Annotated in this window: 24 protein-coding genes; 9 read left to right on the forward strand and 15 right to left on the reverse strand. The window is 72.1% G+C overall.

The genetic code is table 11. The features are described 5' to 3' along the window. The first annotated feature begins 31 nt into the window (after positions 1–31). Complete coding sequence (locus ACBJ32_RS11240; protein WP_375126649.1) at positions 32–1,393, forward strand: glutamine synthetase family protein; 1,362 nt, start codon at positions 32–34, stop codon at positions 1,391–1,393. A 39-nt stretch (positions 1,394–1,432) separates the two neighbouring features. On the opposite strand, the gene hisF is transcribed toward ACBJ32_RS11240, so the two are convergent. Genes hisF through hisD form a run of 9 tightly spaced genes read right to left on the reverse strand, consistent with a single transcriptional unit; the run spans position 1,433 to position 7,431 of the window. After that, the gene (gene hisF / locus ACBJ32_RS11245; protein ID WP_357866074.1) at positions 1,433–2,194 is read right to left on the reverse strand and encodes an imidazole glycerol phosphate synthase subunit HisF; all 762 of its coding nucleotides are present in this window, start codon (positions 2,192–2,194) and stop codon (positions 1,433–1,435) included. Then, complete coding sequence (locus tag ACBJ32_RS11250) at positions 2,191–2,601, reverse strand: Rid family hydrolase (RefSeq protein ID WP_357866072.1); 411 nt, start codon at positions 2,599–2,601, stop codon at positions 2,191–2,193. The genes hisF and ACBJ32_RS11250 overlap by 4 nt, the downstream gene beginning before the upstream one ends. Positions 2,602–2,622: 21 nt before the next feature. Continuing rightward, a complete protein-coding gene (priA, locus tag ACBJ32_RS11255; protein WP_357866070.1) occupies positions 2,623–3,345 on the reverse strand; it encodes a bifunctional 1-(5-phosphoribosyl)-5-((5-phosphoribosylamino)methylideneamino)imidazole-4-carboxamide isomerase/phosphoribosylanthranilate isomerase PriA in 723 nt (240 codons plus the stop codon). Further along, a complete protein-coding gene (locus ACBJ32_RS11260; RefSeq protein ID WP_357866069.1) occupies positions 3,346–3,675 on the reverse strand; it encodes a hypothetical protein in 330 nt (109 codons plus the stop codon). Between the two features lie 7 nt (positions 3,676–3,682). Continuing rightward, on the reverse strand, positions 3,683–4,321 hold the full coding sequence (gene hisH, locus ACBJ32_RS11265) for an imidazole glycerol phosphate synthase subunit HisH (protein WP_375126650.1): 639 nt from the start codon (positions 4,319–4,321) through the stop codon (positions 3,683–3,685). Then, positions 4,315–4,470, reverse strand: a complete 156-nt coding sequence (locus tag ACBJ32_RS11270) for a hypothetical protein (RefSeq protein WP_185106672.1) — start codon at positions 4,468–4,470, stop codon at positions 4,315–4,317. Before ACBJ32_RS11270 ends, hisH begins: the two co-directional genes overlap by 7 nt. Beyond that, complete coding sequence (hisB, locus tag ACBJ32_RS11275) at positions 4,467–5,060, reverse strand: imidazoleglycerol-phosphate dehydratase HisB (RefSeq protein WP_357866064.1); 594 nt, start codon at positions 5,058–5,060, stop codon at positions 4,467–4,469. The genes ACBJ32_RS11270 and hisB overlap by 4 nt, the downstream gene beginning before the upstream one ends. Next, positions 5,057–6,127, reverse strand: coding sequence for a histidinol-phosphate transaminase (locus ACBJ32_RS11280; RefSeq protein WP_357866062.1), 1,071 nt, complete (start codon positions 6,125–6,127; stop codon positions 5,057–5,059). The genes hisB and ACBJ32_RS11280 overlap by 4 nt, the downstream gene beginning before the upstream one ends. Then, positions 6,124–7,431, reverse strand: a complete 1,308-nt coding sequence (hisD, locus tag ACBJ32_RS11285) for a histidinol dehydrogenase (protein WP_375126651.1) — start codon at positions 7,429–7,431, stop codon at positions 6,124–6,126. The genes ACBJ32_RS11280 and hisD overlap by 4 nt, the downstream gene beginning before the upstream one ends. Before the next feature lie 503 nt (positions 7,432–7,934). On the opposite strand from hisD, the gene ACBJ32_RS11290 reads away from it, so the two are divergent. The 3 genes from ACBJ32_RS11290 (at position 7,935) to ACBJ32_RS11300 (ending at position 10,961) form a co-directional block, all read left to right on the forward strand. Beyond that, positions 7,935–8,129, forward strand: coding sequence for a hypothetical protein (locus ACBJ32_RS11290; protein ID WP_357866058.1), 195 nt, complete (start codon positions 7,935–7,937; stop codon positions 8,127–8,129). Between the two features lie 48 nt (positions 8,130–8,177). After that, the gene (gene ligD, locus ACBJ32_RS11295; RefSeq protein WP_375126652.1) at positions 8,178–9,182 is read left to right on the forward strand and encodes a non-homologous end-joining DNA ligase; all 1,005 of its coding nucleotides are present in this window, start codon (positions 8,178–8,180) and stop codon (positions 9,180–9,182) included. Positions 9,183–9,272: 90 nt separating this feature from the next. Beyond that, positions 9,273–10,961, forward strand: a complete 1,689-nt coding sequence (locus ACBJ32_RS11300; RefSeq protein WP_375126653.1) for a trypsin-like serine peptidase — start codon at positions 9,273–9,275, stop codon at positions 10,959–10,961. Between the two features lie 32 nt (positions 10,962–10,993). Here ACBJ32_RS11300 and ACBJ32_RS11305 read toward each other — a convergent pair whose 3' ends face one another. Beyond that, a complete protein-coding gene (locus ACBJ32_RS11305) occupies positions 10,994–12,115 on the reverse strand; it encodes an MFS transporter (protein ID WP_375126654.1) in 1,122 nt (373 codons plus the stop codon). 55 nt (positions 12,116–12,170) lie between these two features. On the opposite strand from ACBJ32_RS11305, the gene ACBJ32_RS11310 reads away from it, so the two are divergent. Then, the gene (locus ACBJ32_RS11310) at positions 12,171–12,965 is read left to right on the forward strand and encodes a helix-turn-helix transcriptional regulator (protein WP_375126655.1); all 795 of its coding nucleotides are present in this window, start codon (positions 12,171–12,173) and stop codon (positions 12,963–12,965) included. A 188-nt stretch (positions 12,966–13,153) separates the two neighbouring features. Beyond that, positions 13,154–13,648 carry a Cys-tRNA(Pro) deacylase gene (gene ybaK, locus ACBJ32_RS11315; RefSeq protein WP_375126656.1) on the forward strand — a complete coding sequence of 165 codons (495 nt, stop codon included), beginning with the start codon at positions 13,154–13,156 and terminating at the stop codon, positions 13,646–13,648. A gap of 157 nt (positions 13,649–13,805) precedes the next feature. Here the strand turns inward: ybaK and ACBJ32_RS11320 are convergent, their stop codons facing one another. After that, positions 13,806–16,103 (reverse strand): transglycosylase domain-containing protein, encoded by a 2,298-nt coding sequence (locus ACBJ32_RS11320; RefSeq protein WP_375126657.1) that lies wholly within the window; start codon positions 16,101–16,103, stop codon positions 13,806–13,808. Between the two features lie 53 nt (positions 16,104–16,156). After that, the gene (gene murA / locus ACBJ32_RS11325; RefSeq protein ID WP_357866047.1) at positions 16,157–17,467 is read right to left on the reverse strand and encodes a UDP-N-acetylglucosamine 1-carboxyvinyltransferase; all 1,311 of its coding nucleotides are present in this window, start codon (positions 17,465–17,467) and stop codon (positions 16,157–16,159) included. A gap of 63 nt (positions 17,468–17,530) precedes the next feature. Between murA and ACBJ32_RS11330 the strand changes: the two genes are divergently transcribed. Further along, positions 17,531–18,052, forward strand: a complete 522-nt coding sequence (locus tag ACBJ32_RS11330; protein WP_375126658.1) for a hypothetical protein — start codon at positions 17,531–17,533, stop codon at positions 18,050–18,052. Here the strand turns inward: ACBJ32_RS11330 and ACBJ32_RS11335 are convergent. Together ACBJ32_RS11335 and dnaE are read right to left on the reverse strand one after the other, a co-directional pair. Next, positions 18,049–19,431 carry an amidase gene (locus tag ACBJ32_RS11335; RefSeq protein ID WP_375126659.1) on the reverse strand — a complete coding sequence of 461 codons (1,383 nt, stop codon included), beginning with the start codon at positions 19,429–19,431 and terminating at the stop codon, positions 18,049–18,051. The genes ACBJ32_RS11330 and ACBJ32_RS11335 overlap by 4 nt on opposite strands. A 43-nt stretch (positions 19,432–19,474) precedes the next feature. Continuing rightward, complete coding sequence (gene dnaE, locus ACBJ32_RS11340) at positions 19,475–23,002, reverse strand: DNA polymerase III subunit alpha (RefSeq protein WP_375126660.1); 3,528 nt, start codon at positions 23,000–23,002, stop codon at positions 19,475–19,477. A 167-nt stretch (positions 23,003–23,169) separates the two neighbouring features. Between dnaE and ACBJ32_RS11345 the strand changes: the two genes are divergently transcribed. Further along, positions 23,170–24,510, forward strand: coding sequence for an amino acid permease (locus ACBJ32_RS11345; protein ID WP_375126661.1), 1,341 nt, complete (start codon positions 23,170–23,172; stop codon positions 24,508–24,510). Further along, entirely contained in the window at positions 24,480–25,673 is a 1,194-nt protein-coding gene (locus ACBJ32_RS11350; RefSeq protein WP_375126662.1) for an SGNH/GDSL hydrolase family protein, read from the forward strand. Before ACBJ32_RS11345 ends, ACBJ32_RS11350 begins: the two co-directional genes overlap by 31 nt. Here ACBJ32_RS11350 and ACBJ32_RS11355 read toward each other — a convergent pair. Further along, entirely contained in the window at positions 25,627–26,478 is an 852-nt protein-coding gene (locus ACBJ32_RS11355; RefSeq protein ID WP_375126663.1) for a chorismate mutase, read from the reverse strand. The two genes, ACBJ32_RS11350 and ACBJ32_RS11355, sit on opposite strands and share 47 nt — an antisense overlap. Positions 26,479–26,568 lie beyond the last annotated feature (90 nt).

Genomic DNA, 26,568 nt, shown 5'->3' on the forward strand with positions numbered 1-26,568 from the left:
CCGCGCTGCCAGATCGTGTTACGCAGGCAGAATGAGAGATCGCCCCAGCGGCACCAAACCCCATCAGCTCGACCCACAGGCGCGGCGCATCCTCGAGCGAACGGAGCTCGAGGGCATCGAGCTGATCCGTTTCCTGTACGCCGACCACGGTGGCGTCATCCGCGGCAAGGCGGCGTCCCGGTCGCGGTTGGCCGAACGGCTCAGCACGGGCATCGGGCACACGGTGGCCATGATGGCGATGAACATGCTCGACCAGCTCCAGGAGGTCGAGCACCTGGGACCGGTGGGCGAGGTACGCATCGTCCCCGACCCGGCCACGTACGTCCCGTTGCCCCACGCCCCCGGCGCGGCGGCCATGCTGTCGGACCTGTGTCTGCCGGATGGCAGCCCGTGGGGGGCGTGCGCACGGACGTTCCTGAAGGAGGCCATCGCCGAGCTCAGGACGGAGGGGTACGCGCTGGTGGCGGCGTTCGAGCCCGAGTTCACGCTCGGGCGGCGGCTGCCCGACCCGGCGGGCGGCCCCGACCGGCTGGTGCCGCTCGACGACTCGCTCTGCTATGCCGCCACGGGCTTCGACACGGCCCACGACTACACGATCAAGCTGCTGCGCGCCCTGGAGACGCAGGGGCTGCGCGTCGAGCACTACCACCCGGAGCTCGGCCCCGGGCAGCAGGAGCTGTCGATCCGCCACGCGCCCGCGCTGCGTGCCGCCGACAACCACGTGCTCTACCGCGAGACCGTGCGCGGCATGGCCATGCGCATGCAGATGTGGGCCTCGCTGGCCCCGAAGCCGCTGGCCGACCAGGCGGGCAACGGCTGCCACCTGCACCTGTCGCTGTGGAACGACACGCAGAACGTCTTCGCCGAGCAGAGCGAGGTACGCGACGGCTTCATCGGCGGCCTGCTCGCGCACCTGCCCGCCCTGACGGCGCTGACCTGCGGCAGCGTCAACAGCTTCCGCCGCCTGGCGCCCCGCATGTGGGCCGGTGCCTACGCCGTGTACGGTCCCGACAACCGCGAGGCCGCGATCCGGGTGTGCTCCCCGCTGGGCGAGAGCGGCGAGCCGAACCTGGAGCTGAAGCCCTCCGACTCCTCCGCCAACCCCTACCTGTCGCTCGGCGCCGTCATCCACGCCGGGCTCGACGGCATCCGGCGCAAGCTCGACCCCGGCGAGGCGGTGGACGTCGACCCGGACACGCGCCCGGGCCGCTATCCCCGCCTGCCGAAGTCGCTGGACGAGGCGCTCGACGCGCTGGAAGGCGACGAGGTGCTCATGGAGGCGCTCGGGCCGTTGCGGCGCAGCGCGTACCTGGCCGTCAAGCGGTCCGAGGCCGCCGCGTTCGCGGGCAAGGACGTCTCCTACGAGCTCTTCCACCACCTGCGGGTGTTCTGAAGCTCTCTGCCCCGGGCGGTGCGGCCCGGGGCGAGCCGGTCAGCGGACGGGGTGCCCCGCCATCCTGAGCGTGTCCTTGACCTCGGAGATCTTCAGCGTGCCGAAGTGGAACACGCTGGCCGCGAGCACGGCGTCCGCACCCGCCGCCACCGCCGGAGGGAAGTCCTCCAGCCGTCCCGCGCCACCGCTGGCGATCACCGGCACCCGCACGGCCGCCCGGACCGCGCGCAGCATCTCCAGGTCGTAGCCGTCGAGCGTGCCGTCGCCGTCCATCGAGTTGAGCAGGATCTCGCCCACGCCGAGCTCCTCGCCCCGGGCGGCCCACTCCACCGCGTCGATCCCGGTGCCGCGCCGCCCGCCGTGCGTGGTCACCTCGAAGCCGCTCTCGGTGCCGGGGGCCCGGCGCGCGTCGACCGACAGCACGACGCACTGCGCGCCGAACCGCCTGGAGGCCTCCGTGAGCAGTTCGGGCCTGGCGATGGCGGCCGTGTTGAGCGACACCTTGTCGGCGCCGGCCCGCAGCAGCCGGTCCACGTCCTCGACCGAGCGCACTCCCCCGCCGACGGTGAGCGGGATGAACACCTGCTCGGCCGTCCTGCGCACCACGTCGAGCATCGTCTCGCGCTCGCCCGAGGACGCCGTGATGTCGAGGAAGGTCAGCTCGTCGGCGCCCTCCTCGTCATAGCGCCTGGCCAGCTCGACGGGATCGCCCGCGTCACGCAGGTTCTCGAAGTTGACGCCCTTGACCACGCGCCCGGCGTCCACGTCGAGACAGGGGATGACTCTTACCGCTACGGTCATGTTCGCAGTGCCTCGATTTCGATCTCGACCAGCATTCTAGGGTCGACCAGCCCTGCCACCCGCACCCCGGTGCAGGCGGGGCGTACCTTGCAGAAGACCTCGTGGATGGCCTGCCCGACGGGGTCGAAGTGGCGCTGCTCCACCACGTAGTAGCGGACCATGACGACGTCCTCCCTCGTCAGGCCGCCCATCAGGACGGCTTCGAGAGCGATGTCGAGCGCGGTCAGGGCCTGCTTGTACGGGTCTCCGACGTGCCGTACCTCTCCGTCGACCGTGGCCGTGCAGCCGGACACGATCACCCGCTCGCCCGCCACCACGGCCCGGGCGTAGCCGTACTTCTCCTCCCAGATGCCGCCAGAAAACACCCTGTAACCGGTGCTCTCCATGCCGATGCTGCTGACGCTCATCTCGCCCCCTCCCGGCAAGAGTTACACGCGTACCGCGGAAAGCGCGTCTTCCAGCGTGAACGCGTGAGCGTACAGGGCCCTGCCCACGATGGCGCCCTCCACTCCGTCCGGGACGAGAGAAGCCAGTGCGACCAGGTCATCGAGGCTGGAAACGCCCCCGCTGGCGATGACGGGCTTGTCGGTGCGCGCGCAGATCTGGCGGTAGAGGTCGAGGTTGGGGCCCTGCATCATGCCGTCCCTGGTGACGTCGGTGACCACGTAGCGGGGGCAGCCGTCGGACTCCAGCCGCTCGAGCACCTCCCACAGGTCGCCGGCGTCCTCGGTCCAGCCGCGGGCGGCCAGCGTGGTGCCGCGCACGTCGAGCCCGACCGCGATCCTGTCGCCGTACTCGGCGATGATCTTCCGGCACCACTCGGGGTTCACCAGCGCGGCGGTGCCGATGTTGACCCGGCGGCAGCCGGTGGCCAGCGCGGCGGCCAGGGACTCGTCGTCGCGGATGCCGCCGGACAGCTCGACGTTCACGTCCAGCTTGCCGATCACCTCGGCGATCAGCTCGCGGTTGCTGCCGCGGCCGAAGGCGGCGTCGAGGTCGACCATGTGGATCCACTCGGCGCCCGCCTCCTGCCAGGCCAGCGCGGCGGCCTGCGGCGCGCCGTGGACGGTCTCCGTCCCGGCCTCGCCCTGCGTCAGGCGTACGGCCTGGCCGTCCACGATGTCCACGGCGGGCAGCAACACGAGCGACATTCAGATCCTCCGGTCGAAGGCGAGGGTCACGACAACGGGTGCGAGCAGCAGGGAGAGGATGAGGACGCCGAAGCTGAGCGGGAACGAGCCCCAGATCAGCCAGACGATCACCTGGACGAGCAGGAAGCCGAGCGCCACCACCGCGTTCTGGGCGCGGTGGCGGCGGGCCAGCAGGCCGCCCTGGCGGTAGAACCGCACCGGGCGCGGGACCAGGCGGGCCAGCTGGGCGCGGCGGCGCGCCCGGCGGGCCTGCCGCTCCTCGTTGGCCCGGATCGCGCGCGCCCGCTCGGCCTCCCGCTCGGCCCTGCGGCGCGCGCGTTCCTTGCTCATGACGGGCTCATAGCGTGCCGAGCCAGTTCCGCAGGAGGTGGGCTCCGGCGTCGCCGGACTTCTCGGGGTGGAACTGGGTGGCCATGAGCGGGCCGTTCTCCACGGCGGCCACGAACGGCACGCCGTGCTCGGCCCAGGTGACGGCGGGCTCGGCGAAGCCGTCGCCGGTACGCAGCTCCCACTCGCGCACGCCGTAGGAGTGCACGAAGTAGAAGCGGGTGGCCGCGTCGAGCCCGGCGAACAGCACGCTGCCCTCGGGCGGCTTGACGGTGTTCCACCCCATGTGGGGCAGCACCGGCGCCTCCAGCCGCTCGACCGTGCCGGGCCACTCGCCGCAGCCCTCGGTCTCGACGCCGTGCTCGACGCCCCTGGCGAACAGGATCTGCATGCCGACGCAGATGCCCAGCACCGGGCGGCCTCCGGACAGGCGGCGGCCGACGATCTGCTCGCCGCGCACGGCCTTGAGCCCCTTCATGCACGCCTCGAACGCGCCCACGCCCGGCACGACGAGCCCGTCGCACTCCAGCGCCGCCTCGAAGTCGGGCGTGACGGTCACCTCGGCGCCCGCCCTGGCCAGGGCGCGCTCCGCTGAGCGCAGGTTGCCCGAGCCGTAGTCGAGCACCACGACGTTCTTCTTGCTCACCACCACAGCACCCCCGCCGTGATCGCCATCGCCGCGCCGAGCGCGCAGACGGCCGCACCGATCTTGAGCCCTTGCTTGCCCAACGAGAACACGCCACCGATCAGGAACAGCCCGAGGAAGACCATCACGATGGCCAGGACGTTGTCGGTCATAGCACGCCCTTGGTGCTGGGCACCCCCGTGGCCCGGGGGTCGGGCTCGGAGGCCTCGCGCAGCGCCCTGGCCAGCGCCTTGAACTGGGCCTCGACGATGTGGTGGGCGTTGCGGCCGTACGGGACGTGCACGTGCAGGCAGATCGCGGCCTGCGCGACGAACGACTCCAGGATGTGGCGGGTCATCGTCGTGTCGTACTCGGGGCCGATCATCGGCGCCATGCCCTCGGGCTCGTGGTGCACGAGGTAGGGGCGGCCGGACAGGTCGACGGTGACCTGGGCGAGCGACTCGTCCAGGGGGCACGACGCGCTACCGAACCGCCTGATGCCCGACTTGTCGCCCAGCGCCTCGCGGAACGCCGCGCCCAGCGCGAGCGCGGTGTCCTCGATCGTGTGGTGCGAGTCGATGTGCAGGTCGCCCTCGGTCTTGACGGTCAGGTCGAACAGCCCGTGCTTGCCGAGCTGGGCCAGCATGTGGTCGTAGAACCCGACCCCGGTGGCCACCTCGACCTGGCCGGTGCCGTCGAGGTTCACCTCGACCAGGACCGAGGTCTCCTTGGTGACACGCTCGATGCGACCTACGCGGCTCAAAGCACTCCTTCCAGGGCGGCGCGGAAGGCCGCCATCTCCTCGCTGGTGCCGATCGAGACACGCAGCCACTCGGGCGGGCCCACCTCGCGGATGAGCACGCCGCGCTCCAGCATCCCCTCCCACACCGTGCGGCGCTCGGGGAAACGCCCGAACAGCACGAAGTTGGCGTCGGAGTCGGCCACCGCCAGGCCCTTGGACCGCAGCCACGTCACCGTGGCGTCACGCTCGCGCCGCAGCGCGTCGACGCCGCCGAGCAGCTCCTCCCGGTGCCGCAGGGCGACGCGCGCCGCCGTCTGGGTGAGCGTCGACAGGTGGTACGGCAACCGCACCAGCAGCAGCGCCTGCACCACGGCGGGGTGCGCGGCCAGGTAGCCCACGCGGGTGCCCGCCATGGCGAACGCCTTGGACATCGTACGGGTGACGATCATCCTCGGGTGCGCGGGCAGCAGGGTCAGCGCCGACGGCGTGCCCTCGCGGGCGAACTCGGCGTAGGCCTCGTCCACCACGACGACCCCGGGCGCCGCCGAGGCGATGGCCTCGATCGTGTCGAGGGGCTGCGCGGTGCCGGTCGGGTTGTTCGGGGAGGTGATGAAGACGATGTCGGGGCGGTGCTCCTCGACCGCGGCCACGGCCTTGCCGGGGTCGAGCGAGAAGTCCTCCTCGCGGCTGGCCTTGACCCACTCCGTGCTGGTGCCGCTGGTGATGATCGGGTGCATGGAGTAGGACGGCTCGAACCCCATGGCGGTGCGGCCGTGGCCGCCGAACGCCTGCAGGATCTGCTGGAGCACCTCGTTGGAGCCGTTGGCGGCCCACACCTGCTCGGTCGTCAGCCCGTGACCGAGGTAGGCGGCCAGCTCGGCGCGCAGCTCGACGGCGTCCCTGTCGGGGTAGCGGTTGAGCTCGCCCGCCTGCTCACCGATCGCCCTGGCCAGGTCGGCGACCAGCGCGGGCGAGGGCGGGTAGGGATTCTCGTTGGTGTTGAGCCGGACCGGGACGTCGATCTGGGGCGCGCCGTAGGGCGTCTTGCCCCTCAGGTCGTCGCGGATGGGCAGGTCGTCGAGGTTCACTCGGGCACTCGCCAGTCGAATCGGGCGCGGATCGCCGCGCCGTGTGCGGGCAGGTCTTCGGCGTCGGCGAGGACCGACACGTGGGCCGCCGCGCCGGCGAGCGCCTCGCGGCTGTAGTCGACGACGTGGATGCCGCGCAGGAACGACTGCACCGACAGGCCGCTGGAGTGGCAGGCGCAGCCGCCCGTGGGCAGCACGTGGTTGGAGCCGGCGAGGTAGTCGCCGAGCGAGACCGGCGCGTAGGTGCCCACGAAGATCGCCCCCGCGTTGCGCACCCGGGCCGCGACGGCCGCGGCGCCGGCGGTGTGAATCTCCAGGTGCTCGGCGGCGTAGGCGTCGACCACCTTGAGGCCGTCGTCGATCGAGCTCACCAGCACGATGCCCGACTGCTTTCCGCTCAGCGCCTCGGTGATGCGCTCGGAGTGCTTGGTGGCCGAGACCTGGCCCGGCAGCTCCTTCTCGACGGCGTCGGCCAGCTCGGGGCTGGTCGTGACGAGCACGGCGGCGGCGATGGTGTCGTGCTCGGCCTGGCTGATCAGGTCGGCGGCGACGTGGACCGGGTCGGCCGTCTCGTCGGCCAGGATGGCGATCTCGGTCGGGCCCGCCTCGGAGTCGATGCCGATGACGCCCTTGAGCAGCCGCTTGGCCGCCGCCACGTAGATGTTGCCCGGCCCGGTGACCATGGTGACCGGCGCGCACTCCTCGGTGCCGTACGCGAACATGGCCACGGCCTGCGCCCCGCCCACGGAGTAGACCTCGTCGACGCCGAGCAGCGCGCACGCGGCCAGGATCGTGGGGTGCGGCAGCCCGCCGAACTCCTTCTGCGCCGGGCTGGCCACGGCCAGCGAGCCGACGCCCGCCTCCTGCGCGGGCACGACGTTCATCACCACGCTGGAGGGATAGACCGCGCGGCCGCCGGGGACGTAGAGGCCCACCCGATCGACCGGCACCCACCGCTCGGTCACCGTGCCGCCGGGCACGACCTCGGTGGTGACGTCGGCGCGCCGCTGGTCGCGGTGGACCAGCCTGGCCCGCCTGATCGACTCCTCCAGCGCCGCCCTGACCCTGGGGTCGAGCTCGGCGAGCGCCCCCTCCAGGGCCTCGGCGGGCACGCGGGTGGAGGCGATCTCGACACCGTCGAACCTGGCGGTCAGCTCCCGTACGGCTGCCGCCCCGCGATGGCGCACGTCGTCGCAGATGGGCCGCACCTTCTCCAGGGCGGCCTCGACGTCGAGCTCGGCGCGGGGCAGCACGTCGCGCAGGTCCTCGGGCAGAGAACCGCGCATGTCAATACGGGAAATCACCCTGACAGTCTACGGAGTCCGGCCCCTGAATCTGGTTCTGTCCACGATCCGGACATGTCGGCGCAGAGAGTGGGCGTCAAGGGTGAAGGCCGCGGGGCGGGCGCTCGCCGACGCGCGCCCCGCGGCCACCATCACCCCGGACCGGGCCTGCCGGGGCGGGAGCCGTGGCCGTCACGGGGGCACGGCCACGGCAGGGAAGAGCTCAAGGTGTCACCTCTGCCCGGGACGGGTGGCTTCTAACGCTTCAGGCCAAGAAAAACTTGGGGTAATCAAAAAATAACGTTACGTCGCCTTTGCGAGGGGGGCGTGTCGTAGAGGGGCCGTCTCATGCCCCACAGCGGCACCGGCACGGAGGCACCATCCGGGCGGGGGACGCGTTCGTGAAATCGCCCGACGCCGCCGCGTCCGTGCTGCGGCGCGCGTGGCCCCCGGGCCGGGTCCGGCCTTCCCGCGAGGGCGCCTTATTACCTGTCCATTATGTCCGGGCATTTACCCTTACCGGCATGGGACAGTGGCGCGGGCCCGGCGGCATCCTCGTAGAGGCGATCATCCTGGACGATCGCCCGCTGCTGCGTGTCTCCCACCAGGTCAACGGCCGCACCTACCTGCGTGGCTACTGCGCCACGGTCGCCGATCTCGGGCAGCACGGCGTAGACCTGGCCGAACTGGTGGAAGACAGGCCACTTGACCATCTGTAGACCCCCGTCCACCACTGTCGATCAAGCGGACGGGGTACGGCATGCACCATGGTTCGGCTGCCGGCCTACGCCCCGATGCTGGCCCAGCTCGGGACGCTGACCTCCGTCCAGGGTGACGACTGGGCCGTGGAGATGAAGTGGGACGGCGTTCGCGCCCTCGCCTACGTCGAGGACGGCGCCGTCCGCCTGATGTCGCGCAACGCCAAGGACATCACCTCCGCCTACCCCGAGCTGCAGCTCATGGCCGGCGCCACCGGCGGGCACGCGGCCGTCCTCGACGGGGAGGTCGTGGCCTTCGACGAGGCGGGACGGCCCAGCTTCGAGGCGCTGCAGCCCCGGATGCACCAGCGCAACCCGGCGGCCGTGGCGGAGCTGACCAGGGCGGTGCCGGTGACGTACATGGCCTTCGACCTCCTGCACCTCGACGAGGCCAGCACGGTCTCGCGGCCGTACACCGACCGGCGCGAGCTGCTGGAGGGCACGCTGCGGCCCGGCTACCGGTGGCAGGTGCCCGTCTGGTTCGCCGACCACGCCTCGCGGGCCTTCGACTCCTCGCAGCAGCTCGGGCTCGAAGGGGTCGTGTGCAAGCGGATGGGCTCGCCGTACCGGCCAGGCCGGCGCAGCGGCGAGTGGACCAAGGTCAAGAACGTCAGCGCGGTCGAGGTCGTCATCGGCGGGTGGAAGCCGGGCGGCGGGCGGCGCTCCGGGATGATCGGTTCGCTGCTGCTCGGCGCGTACGACCCGCGCGGCCGGCTGCGGTACGTCGGCCACGTCGGCACCGGCTTCACCGAGGCCATGCTGCGCGACCTGCGGGAGCGGCTGGCTCCCCTGGAGCGGGCCGAGCCGCCGTTCGACGAGGTGGTGCCGCGCGAGCATGCCCGCGACGCGCGCTGGGTGGAGCCCCGGGTGGTCGGTGAGGTGCAGTACGCCGAGGTCACCGGGGACGGGCGGCTGCGGCATCCGTCGTGGCGGGGGCTGCGGCCCGACCGCGAGCCGTACGAGGCCACCACGGCCGAGCTGCTGCCCGGGCAGGGCGACGCCGCCGCGGGCTGATTTACCCGACACACACCACCCCGACAACACATCGTCACCTTTTGGCGACTTAAAGTGACCATGAGGTCATCGAGTTGCTCGGGGGACAATGTGCACAGAACTCTGGTCACCACGCTGACCACGCTGGCCGGCGTCACGCTCGCACTGCCCGCGGTGGCCGACCAGCCGCCGGCCGCACCCGCCGTGCAGACGCCGCCCGCGCCCGTTGTGCAGACGCCGCCCGATGCCCGGACCGTGCGGCCCGCCCAGCACGGGCGCTCCTGGGGGGCGGCGGCGTCGCCGGTGATGCGTCCCGGCCGCGCGGTGCGGTACTGGACCGCGGACAAGCAGGCCAAGGCCAAGGCGGCCGACCTGCCGGCGAGCGTGCCGACCACGGGGGCCGTCGCGGTCGCCGAGACGGGGGCACGCACGGCGACGGGCACCGGCGCGGGGACAGGCGCGGGGACGGGGACGGGCGCGGGGACGGGGACGGGCGCGGGGACAGGCGCCGGCACAGGCGCGGGGGCGGCGGCCGGGGCGGGAACGGGCGCGGGCGAGGAGTCCGGCGACGGCGGCGGAGCGGCCGAGCGGCGCCTCAGCGTGCCCTCGGGAAAGCGCATCACCCCCGGCGGCGACGCCAACGGGTACGCCCGCGTCCGGCGCCCGTACACGGCCGCGCCGGCCAGCCGGATCAGCGGCCGACTGTTCTTCGTCAACGCGGCGGGCAACGGCGACTCCTGCAGCGCCTCGGTGGTCCGCTCGGCCTCCCGGCTGCTCGTCGTCACGGCGGCCCACTGCGTGTACGGCGTGCCGGCGGGCTCGACGACCGGCCGCTGGCACACCAGCTTCGCGTTCGTGCCCGCCTACGACGGCCGGGGTGCCACCGTGCGGCAGCGCGAGCCGTACGGGCGATGGGGCGGCCGGCGGGCGTGGAAGCCCGACGGATACACCGGGACGCCCGGCGGCGACTGGAACTCGATCTACGACATCGCCCTCATCGAGGTCGGCCGGCACGACCGCACCCTGCAGGACGCCGTGGGCGCCTTCACCCCGCTGCTCAACCAGGGCGGCAGGCACACGATCGCCACGACCGGCTACCCCGGCCTGCTCGGCAGGAAGCCGTACGACGGCAGGGACCAGCTCTGGTGCCTGGCCAGAACCAGGCAGGCGCTCGGGATCGCCCGCGCGGACACCATGCTCGCCGCCCGCACCGCGGGCGCGGCGTCGAAGGCGGGGCGGCTGGAGACGTTCAACTGCCACCTGTTCAAGGGGCACAGCGGCGGGCCGTGGGTGGTCAAGGGCACCGGCGACCTGGTCGGCGTGCTGTCGGCGGGCAAGGAGGACGGCGAGTCCGAGGGCAACTCGGTCGCCAACGCGATCAACCTCGAGGGTTACGGCGCGATCGTCAAGCGGGCCGACCCGCGCGGGGTGTACGACGCGCTGTCCGTCAGCCTGTCGGGCCCCGGGCGGCCGGTCAGGCGCGGCGGCACCGCCACGGTGACGGCCACCGTCACCATGCGCGGGCTGATGGCCGCCGCCCAGGTGCCCGTCACGCTCACCCTGCCGCCCGGCGCGACCCTGGCCTCGATCAGCGGCGCCACGTGCAAGAGCGGCGGGCGCGAGGCCACCTGCACGATCGGCACCATCCATCCGGGCAGCCCGGTACGGCTGCACGCCCGCGTCCGCGTGGCCGGCGACGCGCCGCGCCGGCTGCCCCTCGAGGCGCGCGTCACCTCCACCCGCCTGGACCCGACGCAGCGCGACAACACCAGCGTCCTGCGACTCCCGACCGCCGGTTAGGCCCGCTCGGACCCGTTCAGGCGAGGGCCTGGTCAGGCCGGGGCCGGGGCGGGCTCTTTGATCGTGCGGGCCATGAGCAGCGCCAGCACGGGGAACACGATCAGGCAGGCCAGCGCCGTACGCAGCGAGGCCGCCTCGGCCACCGCGCCCACCAGCGGGCTGGCCAGGCCACCCACGCTGACCGCCAGCCCCAGGGTGACGCCGCTGGCCGTGCCCACCCGCGTCGGCAGGAAGTCCTGGCCCAGCGTCACGTGCAGGGAGAACGGGGCGTACAGGGCGATGGAGGAGGCGGCGACGAACGCGTACGCGGCGGGGCCCGGCACGAGCACCACGCCGGCGACCGCGGGCACGGCCAGCGCGTACGACAGCCGCATCGTCCGCACCCGGCCCAGGCGCGAGGCCGCCCTGCCGCCCACCACGGTGCCCACCGCCCCGCCCGCGAACAGCACGAACAATGCCACCGCCCCGGCCGCGCCGCCGCCCATGTACAGGGCCACGAAGGCGCTCAGCCCGACGTACACGACCGAGCGGAAGACGATCACCAGCGTGAGCCTGATGAACGACGGCCAGTCGTCCCGCCCGGAGACGGGCCCGGCGGCCCGCGCCGACCGGGCGCCCCCGGCCAGCGCCCTGATCGCCGGCAGCGTCACGATCGCGCCCAGCACGGCGGGCAGCACCAGGAGCGGCGAGGCGCCCAGGCCCCACCCCGCCAGCAGCGGCGTCACCAGCACGGGCGCCGACGCGAAACCCAGCGTCCCGCCCGTGGAGAACCAGCTCATCCGCACGTGACTGCCCTCGCTGGCGATCCTGGCCAGGCGCGCGGACTCCGGATGGTAAGCGGCCACCCCGAGCCCGGACAGGGCCGCGGCCAGCCAGGTCAGCACGTACGAATCGGAGACGCCGCAGACGGCCACCCCCGTTCCCGCCAGGACCATGCTCGCCGGGATCAGCCACGGCATGCGCCACCTGTCCGTCAGCACGCCGAAGATCGGCTGCACGATCGACGACAGCAGCGTCGCGGCCAGCACGATGCCGGAGACGGCGACGTACCCGTAACCGCGTCCTGCCACCAGGAACGGCACGAGGGCGGGCACCGCGCCCTGGTAGAAGTCCACAGTGGCGTGACCGGCGGCGAGCATGGGGATCCTGTTCACGCCTTCGATCCTGTCCCCGGGGACGGTTGGCTCGCTTCCGATAAAATGCCAATCCATGACGGGAATCCGCCATCTGTCCGAAGCGCCCACCGGACGGCGTCCCCTCGCGCCGGGCGCGGGCATCGACGCGCACCGTCACGACACCCACCAGATCGCCTACGCCTGCCGCGGCGTCATCTCCGTCACCACCGACGCCGGCACCTGGGTGGCCCCCGCGAACCGGGCCCTGTGGGTGCCCGCGGGCACCGTCCACGAGCACCGCGCGCACGGGGACACGGACCTGCGCCTGGTCGGCCTCGCGGACAACCCGCTCGGGCTGGACCGGCCGGCGGTGCTGGCGGTCGGCCCGCTGCTCCGCGAGCTGATCATCGCCTACACCGGCGACCATCCCGACGGCCACAGAAACGGCAGCGAGCGGGAGGGCGGCCGGAGGGACGGCGGGGAGCGGGAGCGGCTGCTGGCGGTGCTGCTCGACCAGCTCAGGCACGCCCCCGAGCAGCCGCTCCACCTGCCCACCGCCAGGGACGCCCGCCTGGCCGCGGTCTGCGCCGCCCTGCACCGCGACCCCGCCGACAACAGCACCCTGGCCCGGCTCGCCGCCCAGGCCGGGACCAGCGACCGCACGCTGGCCCGCCTCTTCCGGGCCGAGCTGGGCATGACCTTCCCTCAGTGGCGCACCCAGCTCCGCCTGCACCACGCCCTCCTCCTGCTGGCCGACGGCACCCCGGTGACCGCGGTGGCGCACCGGTGCGGGTGGGCGTCGGCGAGCGCGTTCATCGACGTGTTCAGGAGGGCTTTCGGCTACACGCCCGGCCGCCTGCGACCGGCGGCCGGGACGCGCCAGGTCTAGCGGACGCCCGGCGAGCAAGCCGCTGGAGAAACCTGCCGGACACCCGGCGGACACTCGGGGATGCCCACCTGGAACTGGCCATCACCCACGAGGACGCCGGTGAACGCGCACGATCGTGCGCCGGCGGTCCCGCTCGTCCTCGGCCCGCAGGAGGATGCCCTGCCGGCTCCGCGCTAGGGTCATCAACCATGTCGCGCAAAACCAAGACAGGGGGCACTCCTGCCACCATGGCGCTGGCCAAGGCCAAGGCGGAGTTCACGCTCCACCCGTACGAGCATGATCCCGCCGCCCAGGCCTACGGCGAGGAGGCCGCCGACGCGCTCGGCGTGCCGTACGAGCGGATCTTCAAGACGCTCGTCGCCGAGGTCGAGAGCGGGCTGGCGGTGGCGGTGGTGCCGGTGGCGGGCAAGCTCGATCTGAAGGCCCTGGCGGGAGCGCTCAACAGCAAGCGGGCCGCGATGGCCGACGCCGCCAAGGTCGAACGGGTGACAGGGTACGTCGTGGGCGGGATCAGCCCGCTGGGGCAGCGCAAGCAGCTTCCCACCGTGGTGGACTCGTCGGCGCTCGACTTCGAGACGATCTACTTCTCGGCGGGCAAGCGCGGGCTCCAGATCGAGACGGCCCCCGACAACCTCATCACGCTCACCCGCGCGGTCACGGCCCCCATCGGCAAGGCCGGCTGAGCCCCCTCCGCCCGCCCCTCCTGCCCGCCGCGCTCCGGCCGAGGTCCGCGAGGGGCCGCGCGACGCACCGCCGGCCGAGGTCCGCGAGGGGCCGCGCGACGCACCGCCGGCCGACGCCACGCCGGGACGCGGTACCGCTCAGGCGACGCTCGCCGCCTCAGCGACCGCGCCCATGGCGGCCTCTCTCGGGTGCCCGGCCCGGGTACGGCGGGGCGGCGCGGTGGCGGCGGGGGCGGTCGAGGAGCCGGCCGGGCTCGCGCGGCGGCCACTCCAGGGACGGCCCCGGGCCCTGCCCGAGCAGCCACTCGAACAGCCGCCGGGTCCGCCGGCCGAACGGGTTGTTCCCCCGCTTCTTGCGCTCCTCCTCCGCCAGCGCCTTCTCCAGCCCCGGCGTGTGCCCGCCCCCGAAGCGCGACATGTCGGGCCGGATGAACCCGCGCGGCTCCGTGCGCCGCAGCGCCGCGCTCATCGACTCCACCCAGATCGGCCCCGGCAGCGACGCCCCCTGCACCGACCCGTAGTACCGGTCCCCGATCTGCACCCCCTGCAGCGGGAACCGGTAGGACCCCCGGATGTCCCCCACGCTGACCGCCGCCGCCAGGTGCGGCGTGTAGCCGGCGAACCAGGCCGAGGTGTAGCCGTTGTTGGTGCCCGTCTTCCCCGCGGCGGGCCGCCCGATGCTCTGCCCCTTCATCGTGCCCTTGTCGAACACGCCCTCCAGCACGTGGTTGACGGCGTCCGCGATGGGCCGTTCGAGGACCTGCTCGCACGACGGTGGCACGTGCGTGCGCCGCCCGTCCCTGCCGACGATCTCCACGATGGCCAGCGGCCGGCAGTACTGCCCGCGCGCGGCGAACGCCGCGAAGGACGCCGCGACCGTCACGGGGTCCATCTCGTTGACCCCCAGCGTGAACGTCGGCACCTCCTTCAGCGGCCCCCCGTCGGCCCTGGTCACGCCGAGCGTCCTGGCCATGCGCACGACGTTGCAGAGCCCGACCTTGCGCTCCAGCATCATGTAGAAGATGTTCACCGACTTCCAGGTGCCGGTCTCGATGCTGTGCGGCCCGCCCTCGCCCTCGCCGCTGGCGTTCAGGACGCGGGTGTTCGGGTCGTTGACGGGCTTGCCCGAGCAGTCGCGGTAGCCCTGCCCCGGCACCAGCGAACCCGGCGTCTGGAAGCCGTCGCCGAAGCGCCACCCCTGCTGCAGCGCGGTGGCCAGGGTGAACACCTTGAACGTGGAGCCGGCCTGGAAGCCCTGCCCGCCCCCGTGGGCCACGTCGGCCGGCAGGTTGAAGGTGGTCTTGGGGCCGTTCTTGCGGTTACCGGGGTTGCGGCCGAAGCGCTTGCTGGCGGCCATCGCCCTGATCCGCCCGGTACGCGGCTCCACCATGGCCTCGGCGGCCACCTCGGTGTCCTCCGGCGAGACGTGCTCGCGGATGGCCCGCTCGGCGGCGCGCTGCGCGATCGGGTCGAGGCTGGTCCTGATCGTCAGGCCGCCCCTGGCCATCCTGCGCTGCCGCTCGCGGGCCGTGTTGCCGAAGACGGGGTTCGACAGGAGCTCCTGCTGCACGTACAGGCAGTAGAACGGGTACTCGCTCTGGGCGCAGCCGCCGGGCTCCGGCCGCAGCCGGATGCCGAGCGGCGCGGCCTTGCCGCTCGCCGCCTCCTGCTGGGTGATCTGCTTGAGCCCCGCCATGCGGTCGAGCACGAGGTCGCGGCGCATCTTCAGGCGCTCCCGGTGCGCCTGCCCGAGCGAGGGGTCGGTCGAGTACGGCATGCGCACCGCGCCGGCCAGCGTGGCCGCCTGGGTGAGCGTCAGCCGGGAGGCCGAGGTGGAGAAGAAGCGCCTGGCCGCCGCCTCCACCCCGTGCGCGCCCGCGCCGAAGTAGGCGATGTTCAGGTACCGCTCCAGGATCTCGTCCTTGCGGTACTTCTTCTCCAGCGCCAGCGCCAGCCGCAGCTCGGTGATCTTGCGGGCCAGGTTCGGGGCGCGGGCCTTGTTCCGTTCGGCGTCGCTGCGCGCGCTCTCCACCAGGATGTTCTTGACGAGCTGCTGGGTCAGGGACGAGCCGCCCTGCCGGATGCCGCCTGCCTGGGTGTTGGTGAGCAGCGCCCGGATCGTGCCCCTGACGTCGAGGCCGCCGTGCTCGTAGAAGCGGGCGTCCTCGATCGCCACGATGGCCTTGCGCATCACGGGCGCGACCGCGCCGAGCCGCACGGCCGTCCTGTTGGCCTCGTAGAACTGGGCGAACGGCCGCCCGTCCTTGTCCAGCAGCCTGGTCACCTGGGCGAGCGGCTCCTCGCGCGGGGCGGGCGGCAGGTCCACGAAGGTGTTCGTGACGCTCATCGCCGCGAGGCCGCCCCCGCCCACCAGCGGGGCGGCCAGCGCGGCCGTCAGTACCCCGCCGAGCGCCCCCGCCAGGCCGAGCGCCCCGACGGATCTGAGTACGGTCACGTAAGATGATCTGCGACGTCCCGATCAGCGGCAAACGCCCGCTTCCGGCCTCTTTACCGTTGCCGTGTGATGTTCAGACCGAGCGACACGAACTGCTCGAACGGCCGGTGGTAGCCGCGCTCGATGTGGTGCACGCCGCGCAGCGTGGACGGCCCGTCGGCGACCGCCGCCGCCAGCACCGCCGAGAAGCCGGCCCTGATGTCGGGCAGCGTCACGTCGGCGCCCTTGAGCTTGGACACGCCGCGCACGACGGCCGAGTGACGGGCGTTGGTGTCGTGGTAGCGGCAGGCGGGACCGCCGAGGCACTGGTCGAACACCTCGATCTCGCAGCCCATCTTCTGCAGCGCCGGCACGTACACCAGGCGGTTCTCGAAGACCGTCTCGTGCAGCACCGACATGCCCTGGCTCTGCGTGAACAGCACCATCAGCGGCGTCTGCCAGTCGGTCATGAACCCGGGGTGGGTGTCGGTCTGCACGGCCGCCGAGCGCAGGCCCTCGGGGGGCGCGGTGGCGCACAGGTACTCGTCGTTGATGTCGAACTGGGCGCCCATCCTGGCCAGCGTGGTGATCGCGGTGACCAGGCGGTCCTGGGGGCAGCCGTGCACGCGTACCTCGCCCTGGGTGACCAGGCCCGCCGCCAGGTACGAGAACGCCTCGATGCGGTCGCCGGTCAGCCAGGTCTGGGCGCCGCGCAGCCGTTCGACGCCCTCGATGACGATCCGGCGGTCGGGCGACAGCTCGATCCTGGCCCCCATCCGCTGCAGGAACAGCGCCAGCTCCACCACTTCCGGCTCCGTGGCCGCGTTCTTCAGCACGGTCTTGCCGTCGGCCAGCACCGCCGACATCAGCACCGTCTCGGTGGCGCCCACGCTCGGGTACGGCAGCTCGATCCGGGTGCCGTTGAGGCGCTTGGCCTTGGCGTAGATGCCGGTGTCGCCGACCTGCACCTCGGCGCCCATCGCGCGCAGGGCGTCCACGTGGAAGTTCACCGGCCGCCGCCCGATCGGGTCGCCGCCCACCAGCGGCACGAACGCCTCCCCCGCCAGGTGCAACAGGGGGCCGAGCATGAGGATCGGGATGCGGTTCAGGCCGGTGAACGCGTCGGGGACGCGAGGCTCGATCTCCGCGCCCTTCTCGATCCTGATCTCCGTGCGGGAGATCTCGACGTGGATGCCGAGCGCCCGCAGCATCTCGGCGGTGATGCCCACCTCGCCCACCTCGGGGGCGTTGTGGATGCTGCTCTCGCCGTTGCCCATCATGGCCGCGACCATGTGCTTGGACACGCCGTTCTTCGAACCGCGTACTTCGACGTCACCCCGGAGCGGGCCGGAGGGTTCAATCTGCCAGACCTCTTCTGCAATCACGAAGTGAGCCTAGCCGGGGGATACCATCGAGCTGATTCGGACGTACATGTGAGGGGGAGTGGCGTGACGAGGGAAGTACGCGCTTTTGCGGTAACTGTCCTCACACTCGCCGCTCTCGGGGTCGCCGCCGGACTGCTCTGGTCAGGGCTGACACCGCGGGCGCCGTACCAGGTGACCGATCAGGGCACGGTACTGGCCGATCCGACCACGCAGGCCCTGATCGCGGCCGACGGGTGGTTCGCCGTGATCACGGGCGGGCTCGGGCTGCTGTGCGGCGGGGTCGCCTGGTTCTCGGCGCGGCGGTTGATGCTGCCGGTGCTGCTGGGGCTGTTCGCGGGCGGGGTGGCGGCCGCGTTCCTGACGTTGTGGGCGGGCTCCACGTTCACGCTGGGGGCCGTCATGGTGGAGGCGGCCCCCGCCGCGACCGGGGTGAAGATCGTCCCAGGCGCGCTGAAGCTGACCGCCAAGGGCGTGCTGGTGGCCTGGCCGCTGCTGGCCGTGGGGTTCTTCGGCCTGCTGGAGGGGATGCACGGCTACCGTGAGTCGCCGCTGCGGCAGCCGTACGGCGGGATCGGGCCGACCTAGAGCGGGGGACGGCGCAGGCCGTGGCCGGTGGCCTGCTCGAAGGCGCGCGCCACCCGGAGCACCCTGGCGTCCTCGAACGGCCTGCCCACGATCTGCACGCCCACCGGCAGCCCGTCACCGGTGAACCCGGCGGGCACGGAGGCGGCCGGCGCGTGCAGCACGCTGATCCAGTACGCCGAGCGCATCCACGCCAGGTAGTCGGGCAGTTTCTGGCCGTTGATCTCGCTGACGTGCGGGTGCTCGATCGGGAACGGCGGCACCTGGCTGACGGGCGCGATCAGCACGTCGTAGGTGTCGAAGAAGGCGGCCATGCGCTGGTAGAGGCGGCTGCGCGCCGTCTCGGCCCGGGCCAGGTCGGCCCCGGTGACCTTGCGGCCCTGCTCGACGTTCCAGGCCGTGTTGGGGCCGAGCCCGCTCTTGTCGCCGTGGACGAGCAGGTAGTTCCACGCCCGGTAGGTCCTGAACGCGTCCTCGGCGTCGCTCAGGTCCAGCTCGACCTGCTCCACGCGGGCGCCGAGCCGCTCGAACACCCCGGGCGCGCTCGCGGTGACCGCCGCCGTCCGCGGGTCCACGGGCAGCCCGCCCAGGTCGGGGCTCCACGCCACGCGCAGCCCGGCCACCCCCTGCTCGGGCTCGGGCGCGAACACCTCCTTGATCGAGTACGGCGAGCGCCGGTCGAACCCGGCGACGACGCCGAGCATCAGCGTCACGTCCTCGACCGTCCTGGCCATGGGCCCGGAGACGCTCAGCGTGTACCAGGCGTTGATGTCGGAGATGTCGGGCACCCGGCCGGGCGTGGGGCGCAGGCCGACGACGTTGCAGAACGAGGCGGGGTTGCGCAGGGAGCCGCCCATGTCGGAGCCGTCGGCCAGCGGCACCATCCCGGTCGCCAGCGCGACCGCCGCTCCCCCGCTACTGCCTCCGGCCGACTTGGACAGGTCGTAGGGGTTCCTGGTGGCGCCGAACACCTCGTTGACGGTGTGGGAGCCGGTGCCGAACTCCGGGGTGTTGGTCTTGCCCACGGTGACGGCCCCGGCCGCCCGCAGCCGCTGGACGATCAGGTCGTCCTGCTCGGGCACGTGGTCGGCGAACAGCGGCGAGCCGTAGGTGGTCCTGATCCCCGCGGTGTCGACGAGATCCTTGTGCGCGACCGGCACGCCGTGCAGCGGCCCGGCGGCCCCCTCCGAGGAGAGGGCCGCGTCGGCCGCCTCGGCCGCCCGCATGGCCTGCTCGGCGACGAGGGTGACGATGGCGTTGACGTGCGGGTTGACCTGTTCGATCCGGTCGAGGTGGGCCTGGAGGACCTCCACGGCGCTCACCTGCCTGGTCCTGATCAGTCGGGCCAGCTCGGTCGCGGTCAGGAAATGCAGTTCGCTCACGCCTGCGATCCTGCCCCACGGCCGCCCTGTCGGGGAACGGGGGTCAAGCGCCGAGGCACGCCGGGCCGAGGAGCTGCTTCAGGTCGCCCATCAGCGCCGGCGAGGGCGTGACCCGCAGCCGGTCGTCCACCCGCATCACCGTCGTCTTGGGCCCGTTGTGGACCTGCAGATGCACCTCGGACGTGCCCGGATGGGTGGTGAGGATCTCCTTCAGCCGCCCGACCACCGGCGGCGTGCAGCGGGTCAGCGGCAGGCTCACCAGCAGCGGCCCCCCGGCCTCCACGGTGAGGTCGGGCGCCGTCACCTCCATCGCGATGATCTTGGCGACGTCCTCCCGCTTGTCGATCCGCCCCTTGACGAACACGATCGCGTCCTCGGCCAGCAGCGTCGAGCAGAGCTGGTACGCCGACGGGAAGATCATCACCTCGATGGAGCCCGCGAGGTCCTCCAGCTGGGTCAGCACCCACGTGTCGCCCTTCTTGGTGACCTTGCGCTGCACCCCGCTGAGGATGCCGCCCACGGTCACGACCTGCCCGTCGGTCCGGCTCTCGTCCTGCACGGCCGCGACCGAGCAGTCGGCCCCGGCGGCCAGGATGTGCTCGACGCCGAACAGCGGGTGGTCCGACACGTACAGGCCGAGCATCTCCCGCTCGAACTGCAGCAGCGTGTTCTTGTCCCACTCGCCCACCGGGATCTGCACGTCGAACGTCTGGTCCTCGCCGCCGTCGATCGCGCCGAACAACGAGTCCTGGCCGATGGCCTCGTTCTTCTTGATGTCGATGATCGCGTCGACGGCCTGCTCGTGCACCATGACCAGGCCCTTGCGCACGTGCCCCAGCGAGTCGAACGCGCCCGCCTTGATCAGCGACTCGATCACGCGCTTGTTGCAGACGATGGCCGGCACCTTGCGCAGGAAGTCCTTGAAGTCGCCGAAGCGGCCCTTCTCCTTGCGCGCGGCGATGATGCCGTCGACGACGTTGCCGCCGACGTTGCGGACGGCCGACAGGCCGAAGCGGATGTCGGTGCCGCGCGGGGTGAAGTCGAAGTCGGAGTCGTTGACGTCCGGCGGGAACACCTTGATGCCCATGCGGCGGCACTCGTTGAGGTAGAGGGCCGACTTGTCCTTGTCGTCCTTGACCGACGACAGCAGCGCGGCCATGTACGCGGCCGGGTAGTTGGCCTTGAGGTAGGCGGTCCAGTAAGCGATGAGGCCGTAGGCGGCGGTGTGGGCCTTGTTGAAGGCGTAGTCGGAGAACGGCAGCAGGATGTCCCACAGCGCCTTGATGGCCTCGGCGGGATAGCCGTTGTCCAGCATGCCCTTCTCGAAGCCGGCGTACTGCTTGTCCAGCTCCGCCTTCTTCTTCTTGCCCATCGCGCGGCGCAGCAGGTCGGCGGCGCCGAGGGTGAAGCCGGCCACCTTCTGGGCGATGGCCATGACCTGCTCCTGATAGATGATCAGGCCGTAGGTCGTGTCGAGGATGTCCTTGAGCGGCTCCTCCAGCGCCGGGTGGATCGGCGTGATGTCCTGCTGGCCGTTCTTGCGCAGGGCGTAGTTGGTGTGGGAGTTGGCGCCCATCGGGCCGGGGCGGTAGAGCGCGAGGGCGGCGGAGATGTCCTCGAAGTTGTCGGGGCGCATCAGGCGCAGCAGCGAGCGCATGCCGCCGCCGTCGAGCTGGAACACGCCCAGCGTGTCGCCCTTGGCCAGCAGCTCGTACGACTTGCGGTCGTCGAGCGGCAGCGAGAGCAGATCGACCTTCTCACCCGTGGTCGCCTCGATCATCTTGAGGCAGTCGTCCATGATGGTGAGGTTGCGCAGGCCCAGGAAGTCCATCTTCAGCAGGCCGAGCGTCTCGCAGGTCGGGTAGTCGAACTGCGTGATGATCGCGCCGTCGGAGTCGCGGCGCATGATCGGGATGTGGTCGGTCAGCACCTCGGCGGACATGATCACGCCGGCGGCGTGCACGCCGGTCTGCCTGATCAGGCCCTCCAGGCCCTTGCCGAGGTCCATCGTCGCCTTGACGTCGACGTCTTCCTCGTAGAGCCGGCGCAGCTCGCCCGCCTCGGCGTAGCGCGGGTGGTCCTTGTCGAAGATGCCCGACAGCGGGATGTCCTTGCCCATCACGGCGGGCGGGAACGCCTTGGAGACCCGGTCGCCCAGCGCGTAGGGGTAGCCCAGGACGCGGCCCGCGTCCTTGATGGCGGCCTTGGCCTTGATGGTGCCGAACGTGGCGATCATGGCGACCTTGTCGGCGCCCCACTTCTCGGTCACGTACCGGATCACGTCGCCGCGCCTGCGCTCGTCGAAGTCGATGTCGACGTCGGGCATGGAGACGCGCTCGGGGTTGAGGAACCGCTCGAAGATCAGGCCGTGCGGGAGCGGGTCGAGGTCGGTGATGCCCATCGCGTACGCCACCAGCGAGCCGGCGGCCGAGCCACGGCCGGGGCCGACCGGGATGCCGTTCTCCTTGGCCCACATGATGAAGTCGGCGACCACGAGGAAGTAGCTCGGGAAGCCCATCTGCTCGATGATCCCGATCTCGTACTCGGCCTGCCTGCGGTGCTCCTCGTCGTAGCCCTCGGGCCAGCGCCGGGCCATGCCCTCCCAGACGGTCTGGCGGAAGAACTCGCTCTCCGTCATGCCGTCGGGGATGGGGTAGGTCGGCATGAGGTTCTTGAACTCGAAGAACCCGGTCGCGTCGACCTTCTCGGCCACCAGCAGGGTGTTGCGGCAGCCCTCGGCCCACAGGTCGGAGGAGTCGACCGCGCGCATCTCGTCGGCGCTCTTGATGTAGTAGCCGGAGCCGTCGAAGCGGAAGCGGTCGGGGTCGGACAGCTGCTTGCCGGTCTGGATGCACAGGAGGGCGTCGTGGGAGGCGGCGTCGGCCTCGTAGGTGTAGTGCGAGTCGTTGGTGACCAGCGGCGGGATGCCCAGCTCCTTGCTGATCCTGGTCAGGCCGTCGCGGACGCGGCGCTCGATGTCGAGGCCGTGGTCCATGATCTCCAGGAAGAAGTTTTCCTTGCCGAAGATGTCCTGATATTTCGCGGCGGCCTTGAGCGCCTCGTCGTACTGGCCGAGCCGCAGCCTCGTCTGCACCTCGCCCGACGGGCAGCCCGTGGTGGCGATCAGGCCGTCGGCGTGCTCGGCCAGGATGTCGGCGTCCATGCGCGCCCACTTGCGCACGAAACCCTCGGTGTAGGCGCGCGAGGACAGCCGCATCAGGTTGTGCAGGCCCGTCTTGTTGCGCGCCCAGATCGTCATGTGGGTGTAGTAACCACCCGCCGAGACGTCGTCGCGCTTCTGGTGCGGCTCGCCCCACAGCACCGGCTTCTTGTTGTGGCGCGACTCCGGCGCGACGTACGCCTCGATGCCGATGATCGGCTTGATGCCGGCGCCCGTGGCCTGCTTGTAGAAGTCGTAGGCGCCGTGCATGTTGCCGTGGTCGGTGATCGCGATCGCGGGCATGCCCAGGTCGCCGACCTGCTTGAACATCTGCTTGAGGCGGGCCGCCCCGTCCAGCATGGAGTATTCCGTATGAACATGCAGGTGCACGAACGAGTCGCTGGACGACATGGAGCGGCGCCTCCCGGTCTCGATGGGGTTGTGGCATCTGACTTTAGTGGCCCCGACCGACAACCCGGGGCCCATCCGGCGCCCCCGGGGCCCGGCGCGCCGCGGGCCGCGGCGATCAGCAGCACCGATATCCTCGGATTCACACTGGGTGATCGAGGAGTCACGAGGTGCGCACGCAGACCGAAGAGGGATACACGCACGCGCTGGGCAACCGCCAGGTCCAGATGATCGCCATCGGCGGCGCCATCGGCGTGGGGCTGTTCCTGGGCTCCGGGGGGCGGCTGGCCGCCGCGGGTCCCGCGCTGGTGCTCTCCTACGCCGCCGCCGGGGTGGCGGCGTTCTTCGTCATGCGGGCGCTCGGCGAGCTCGTGCTCTACCGGCCGGTCTCCGGCTCGTTCGTCGAGTACGCCGGCGAGTTCATCGGCCCGTGGGCGGCCTTCGCCAGCGGCTGGATGTACTGGATCAACTGGGCCGCCACCGGCGTCGCTGAGCTGACCGCGATCGCCGCCTACATCCATTACTGGGCCCCGGCCTTCCCCCAGTGGCTCACGGCGCTGATCGCGCTCGGCTTCGTCATGACGGTCAACCTGCTGTCGGTGCGCCTGTTCGGCGAGCTGGAGTTCTGGTTCGCCATGCTCAAGGTCCTGGCCATCACGGTGTTCCTGGTCGTCGGCCTGGTGCTGGTGGTGTTCGCGATCGGCGAGGCCGGGCCGCACAACCTGGTCTCGCACGGCGGGTTCTTCCCGACCGGGTTCCCGCTGGTGCTGATGAGCCTGCAGTCGGTCGTGTTCGCGTACGCCTCGATCGAGCTGGTCGGCATCACGGCGGGCGAGACGGCCAGGCCGCACGAGGTCATGCCGAAGGCCATCAACGGCGTGGTGTGGCGGATCGCGGTCTTCTACGTGGGCTCGGTGGCGCTGCTGGCCATGGTCCTGCCGTGGACCTCCTACCGCGCGGGCACGTCCCCGTTCGTGACGGTCTTCTCCGGGCTCGGGGTCCCGTGGGCGGCCGACGCCATGAACCTCGTCGTGATCACCGCGGCGCTCTCGTCCTGCAACTCCGGCCTGTACGCCACGGGCCGCATCCTGCGCTCGATGGCCATGAAGCAGGAGGCGCCCCGCTTCGCCGGCGCCCTCAGCACCAGGCACGTGCCGATCGGCGGCATCCTGTTCACCGCGGCCATGTTCCTGGCGGGGGTGGCGCTGTTCTACTTCCTGCCGGAGCGGGCCTTCAACATCGCCACCGCCGTGGCCTCCCTGGGCGTGATCACCACGTGGGGGGTGCTGGTGCACTGCCAGACCCGGCTGCGCCGCACGGGCCACCGCTCGGACTTCCCGATGCCCGGCTCGCCCTACACCAACTGGCTCACCATGGCGTTCCTGGCGCTGGTGGTGGCGCTGATGCCGTTCGCCGACCAGGACCAGCGGGTGGCGTTCTACCTGATCCCCCTGCTGGTCGCCGCCATCGCCCTGGGCTGGTGGACCGTCCGGCGCCGCCGCCCGTCCTGAAGGCCGCCGCCACCGGCGGGCCCGCGGCGGCGGGGTCGCTGGGTAGTCTCGATGGCGCAGCAGAGGAGTCGCCGGGCAGGGAGGTCGCACTGGACGCTGCGAGACGGAAGATCGTCCAGACGGCGGCCGCGGCCGCGATCGGCGTCGCGCTGGCCGTGGCGTGCCTGCCCCTGGGCCTCTACCCCAAGCTGGCCTGCGCCGTGCTGGACGCGGGCTGCCCCACCGGCGCCGCGCCGCAGGGCGAGTTACCGCGGGTCACCAGGCTTACGGCCGTCCAGGTGGCCCAGAGCGGCACGTACGTGGCGCTCGGCGACTCCTACTCCTCCGGCGAGGGGGTGTGGGAGCTGAGCCAGGCGCCGGTCAACGACGGGGCCGGCCGCTGCCACCGGTCCGAGGGCTCCTACGTGCCGCTCGTCGCCGAGGCCTACCGGTTCGGCGGCGGCACCGCCTTCTACGCCTGCAGCGGCGCCACCACCCGCGAGCTCCTGTCGGGCCAGCACGGCCAGCCGCCCCAGATCACCCGCGTGAGCGCGGCGGCGAGCCTGGTGACGCTGAGCATCGGGGGCAACGACGCCGGCTTCTCCAAGGTGCTGACGGGCTGCATCGTCAAGATCCCGTGGTCGACGGCCTGCGTCGACCAGGATGCCGCGGTCAACCGGCGCATCGAGGAGCTGCGTACGAGCATGCTCAAGGTGCTCAAGGAGGTGCGCGTGCGCGCGCCGGCCGCGCGCGTCATCGTGCTCGGCTACCCGCGCCCGTTCCCGAAGGAGCCGGTGGAGACCGTCGACAACCTGACCGTGGCCGACCAGCGCTGGCTGAACACCATGACGCGGCGGCTCAACGACACGGTGGGGTCGGTGGTGGCCGAGTTCGACCGCGCCATCGCGGCGTTCGGGGCGCCGGGCAGCGCCGAGTACGTGGACGCCTACGAGGCGTTCACGGGACACGAGGTGGGCCGGCCGCGCCCGTTCCTGAACGGGCTGGCCGTGGACATGGACGAGCTGCGGGTCAACGCGCGCAGCTACCACCCGACGGGCGACGGCTACCGCCGCTTCGCCGAGCTCATCACCGGGCAGATCGCCGCCGGCCCCGGCCGCCCGATGAACAACGTGCTGGTCACCGACCCGAACGCTCCTCGGCGAGGTGCAGCCCCGCCTCGATGACGGCGTTCATGATGGCCGACAGCCGCGACTCGCCCAGCGCGGGCGCCCGCACGGCCATCCTGGCCACCACGTCGCGCTCCCTGCCCAGGTCGCGCCCGGCGAAGCCGCCGACGGGCTTGAGCCGCTGCACGATGCCCGCCAGCTCGGCCCGCCGCTCCAGCAGCGTGGCCAGGGCGGCGTCCACCCGGTCGATCGCCTGCCTGCACTCGGGCAGCGTGCCGGGCGTCTCGTCGCGCAGCAGCGCGCCGACGACGGTCACGGCCTCCTCGGCGACCCGCCGTCCGGCCGCCGGGGTCTGCGCCTGGCCCGTGCCGATGATCAGGCCGTCGGCGCCGGCCGCGACGGCGGCGGCCGACAGGCCGATGTCGGCGGAGACGTCCACCAGTGCGGGACGCCCCGAGGCGGCCCGCGCGGCCCGGACGAGCGCCAGATCGGGACGGCCGCCCCCCTCGCAGAGGATCACCCTCCCGTCGCCCTCGCCCGCGCAGTAGGCGGCCAGCCCCAGCCACTCCTCCATGGAGGCCGACGCCCGCCGCTCCACCACGACCGGCAGCCCGAGCCCTGCCGCCGCGCGCACCAGGGGGATGTCGCGCGTCCACGACGCCCCCACCACGACGGCCGCCGCGTGCTCGGCGATGGCCGGCAGGTCGGCGGCCGTGGCCGGCTCGGCGAGCGTGACGCCCGCGCGCAACGCGGCAGGCGCGTCTGTGCGCAGGCTCACCCGGTCGCCGATCACCACCGCGGGCCCCGCTCCCACGAGGAGGCCGCCCACGGCGACCGCGTGCCGTTCCAACGTCGATGACATCCCGACTCCCCACTGTGGCCGGCCCTCGGAGCCGGCGGAAACCAAAAAGGCAGAGACGGTTGTCTCTGCCTCGTGCCGACTCCAGGTGGT

Source organism: Nonomuraea sp. GTA35, from assembly GCF_041950525.1.
In the GTDB taxonomy this organism is placed as follows: Bacteria; Actinomycetota; Actinomycetes; order Streptosporangiales; family Streptosporangiaceae; genus Nonomuraea.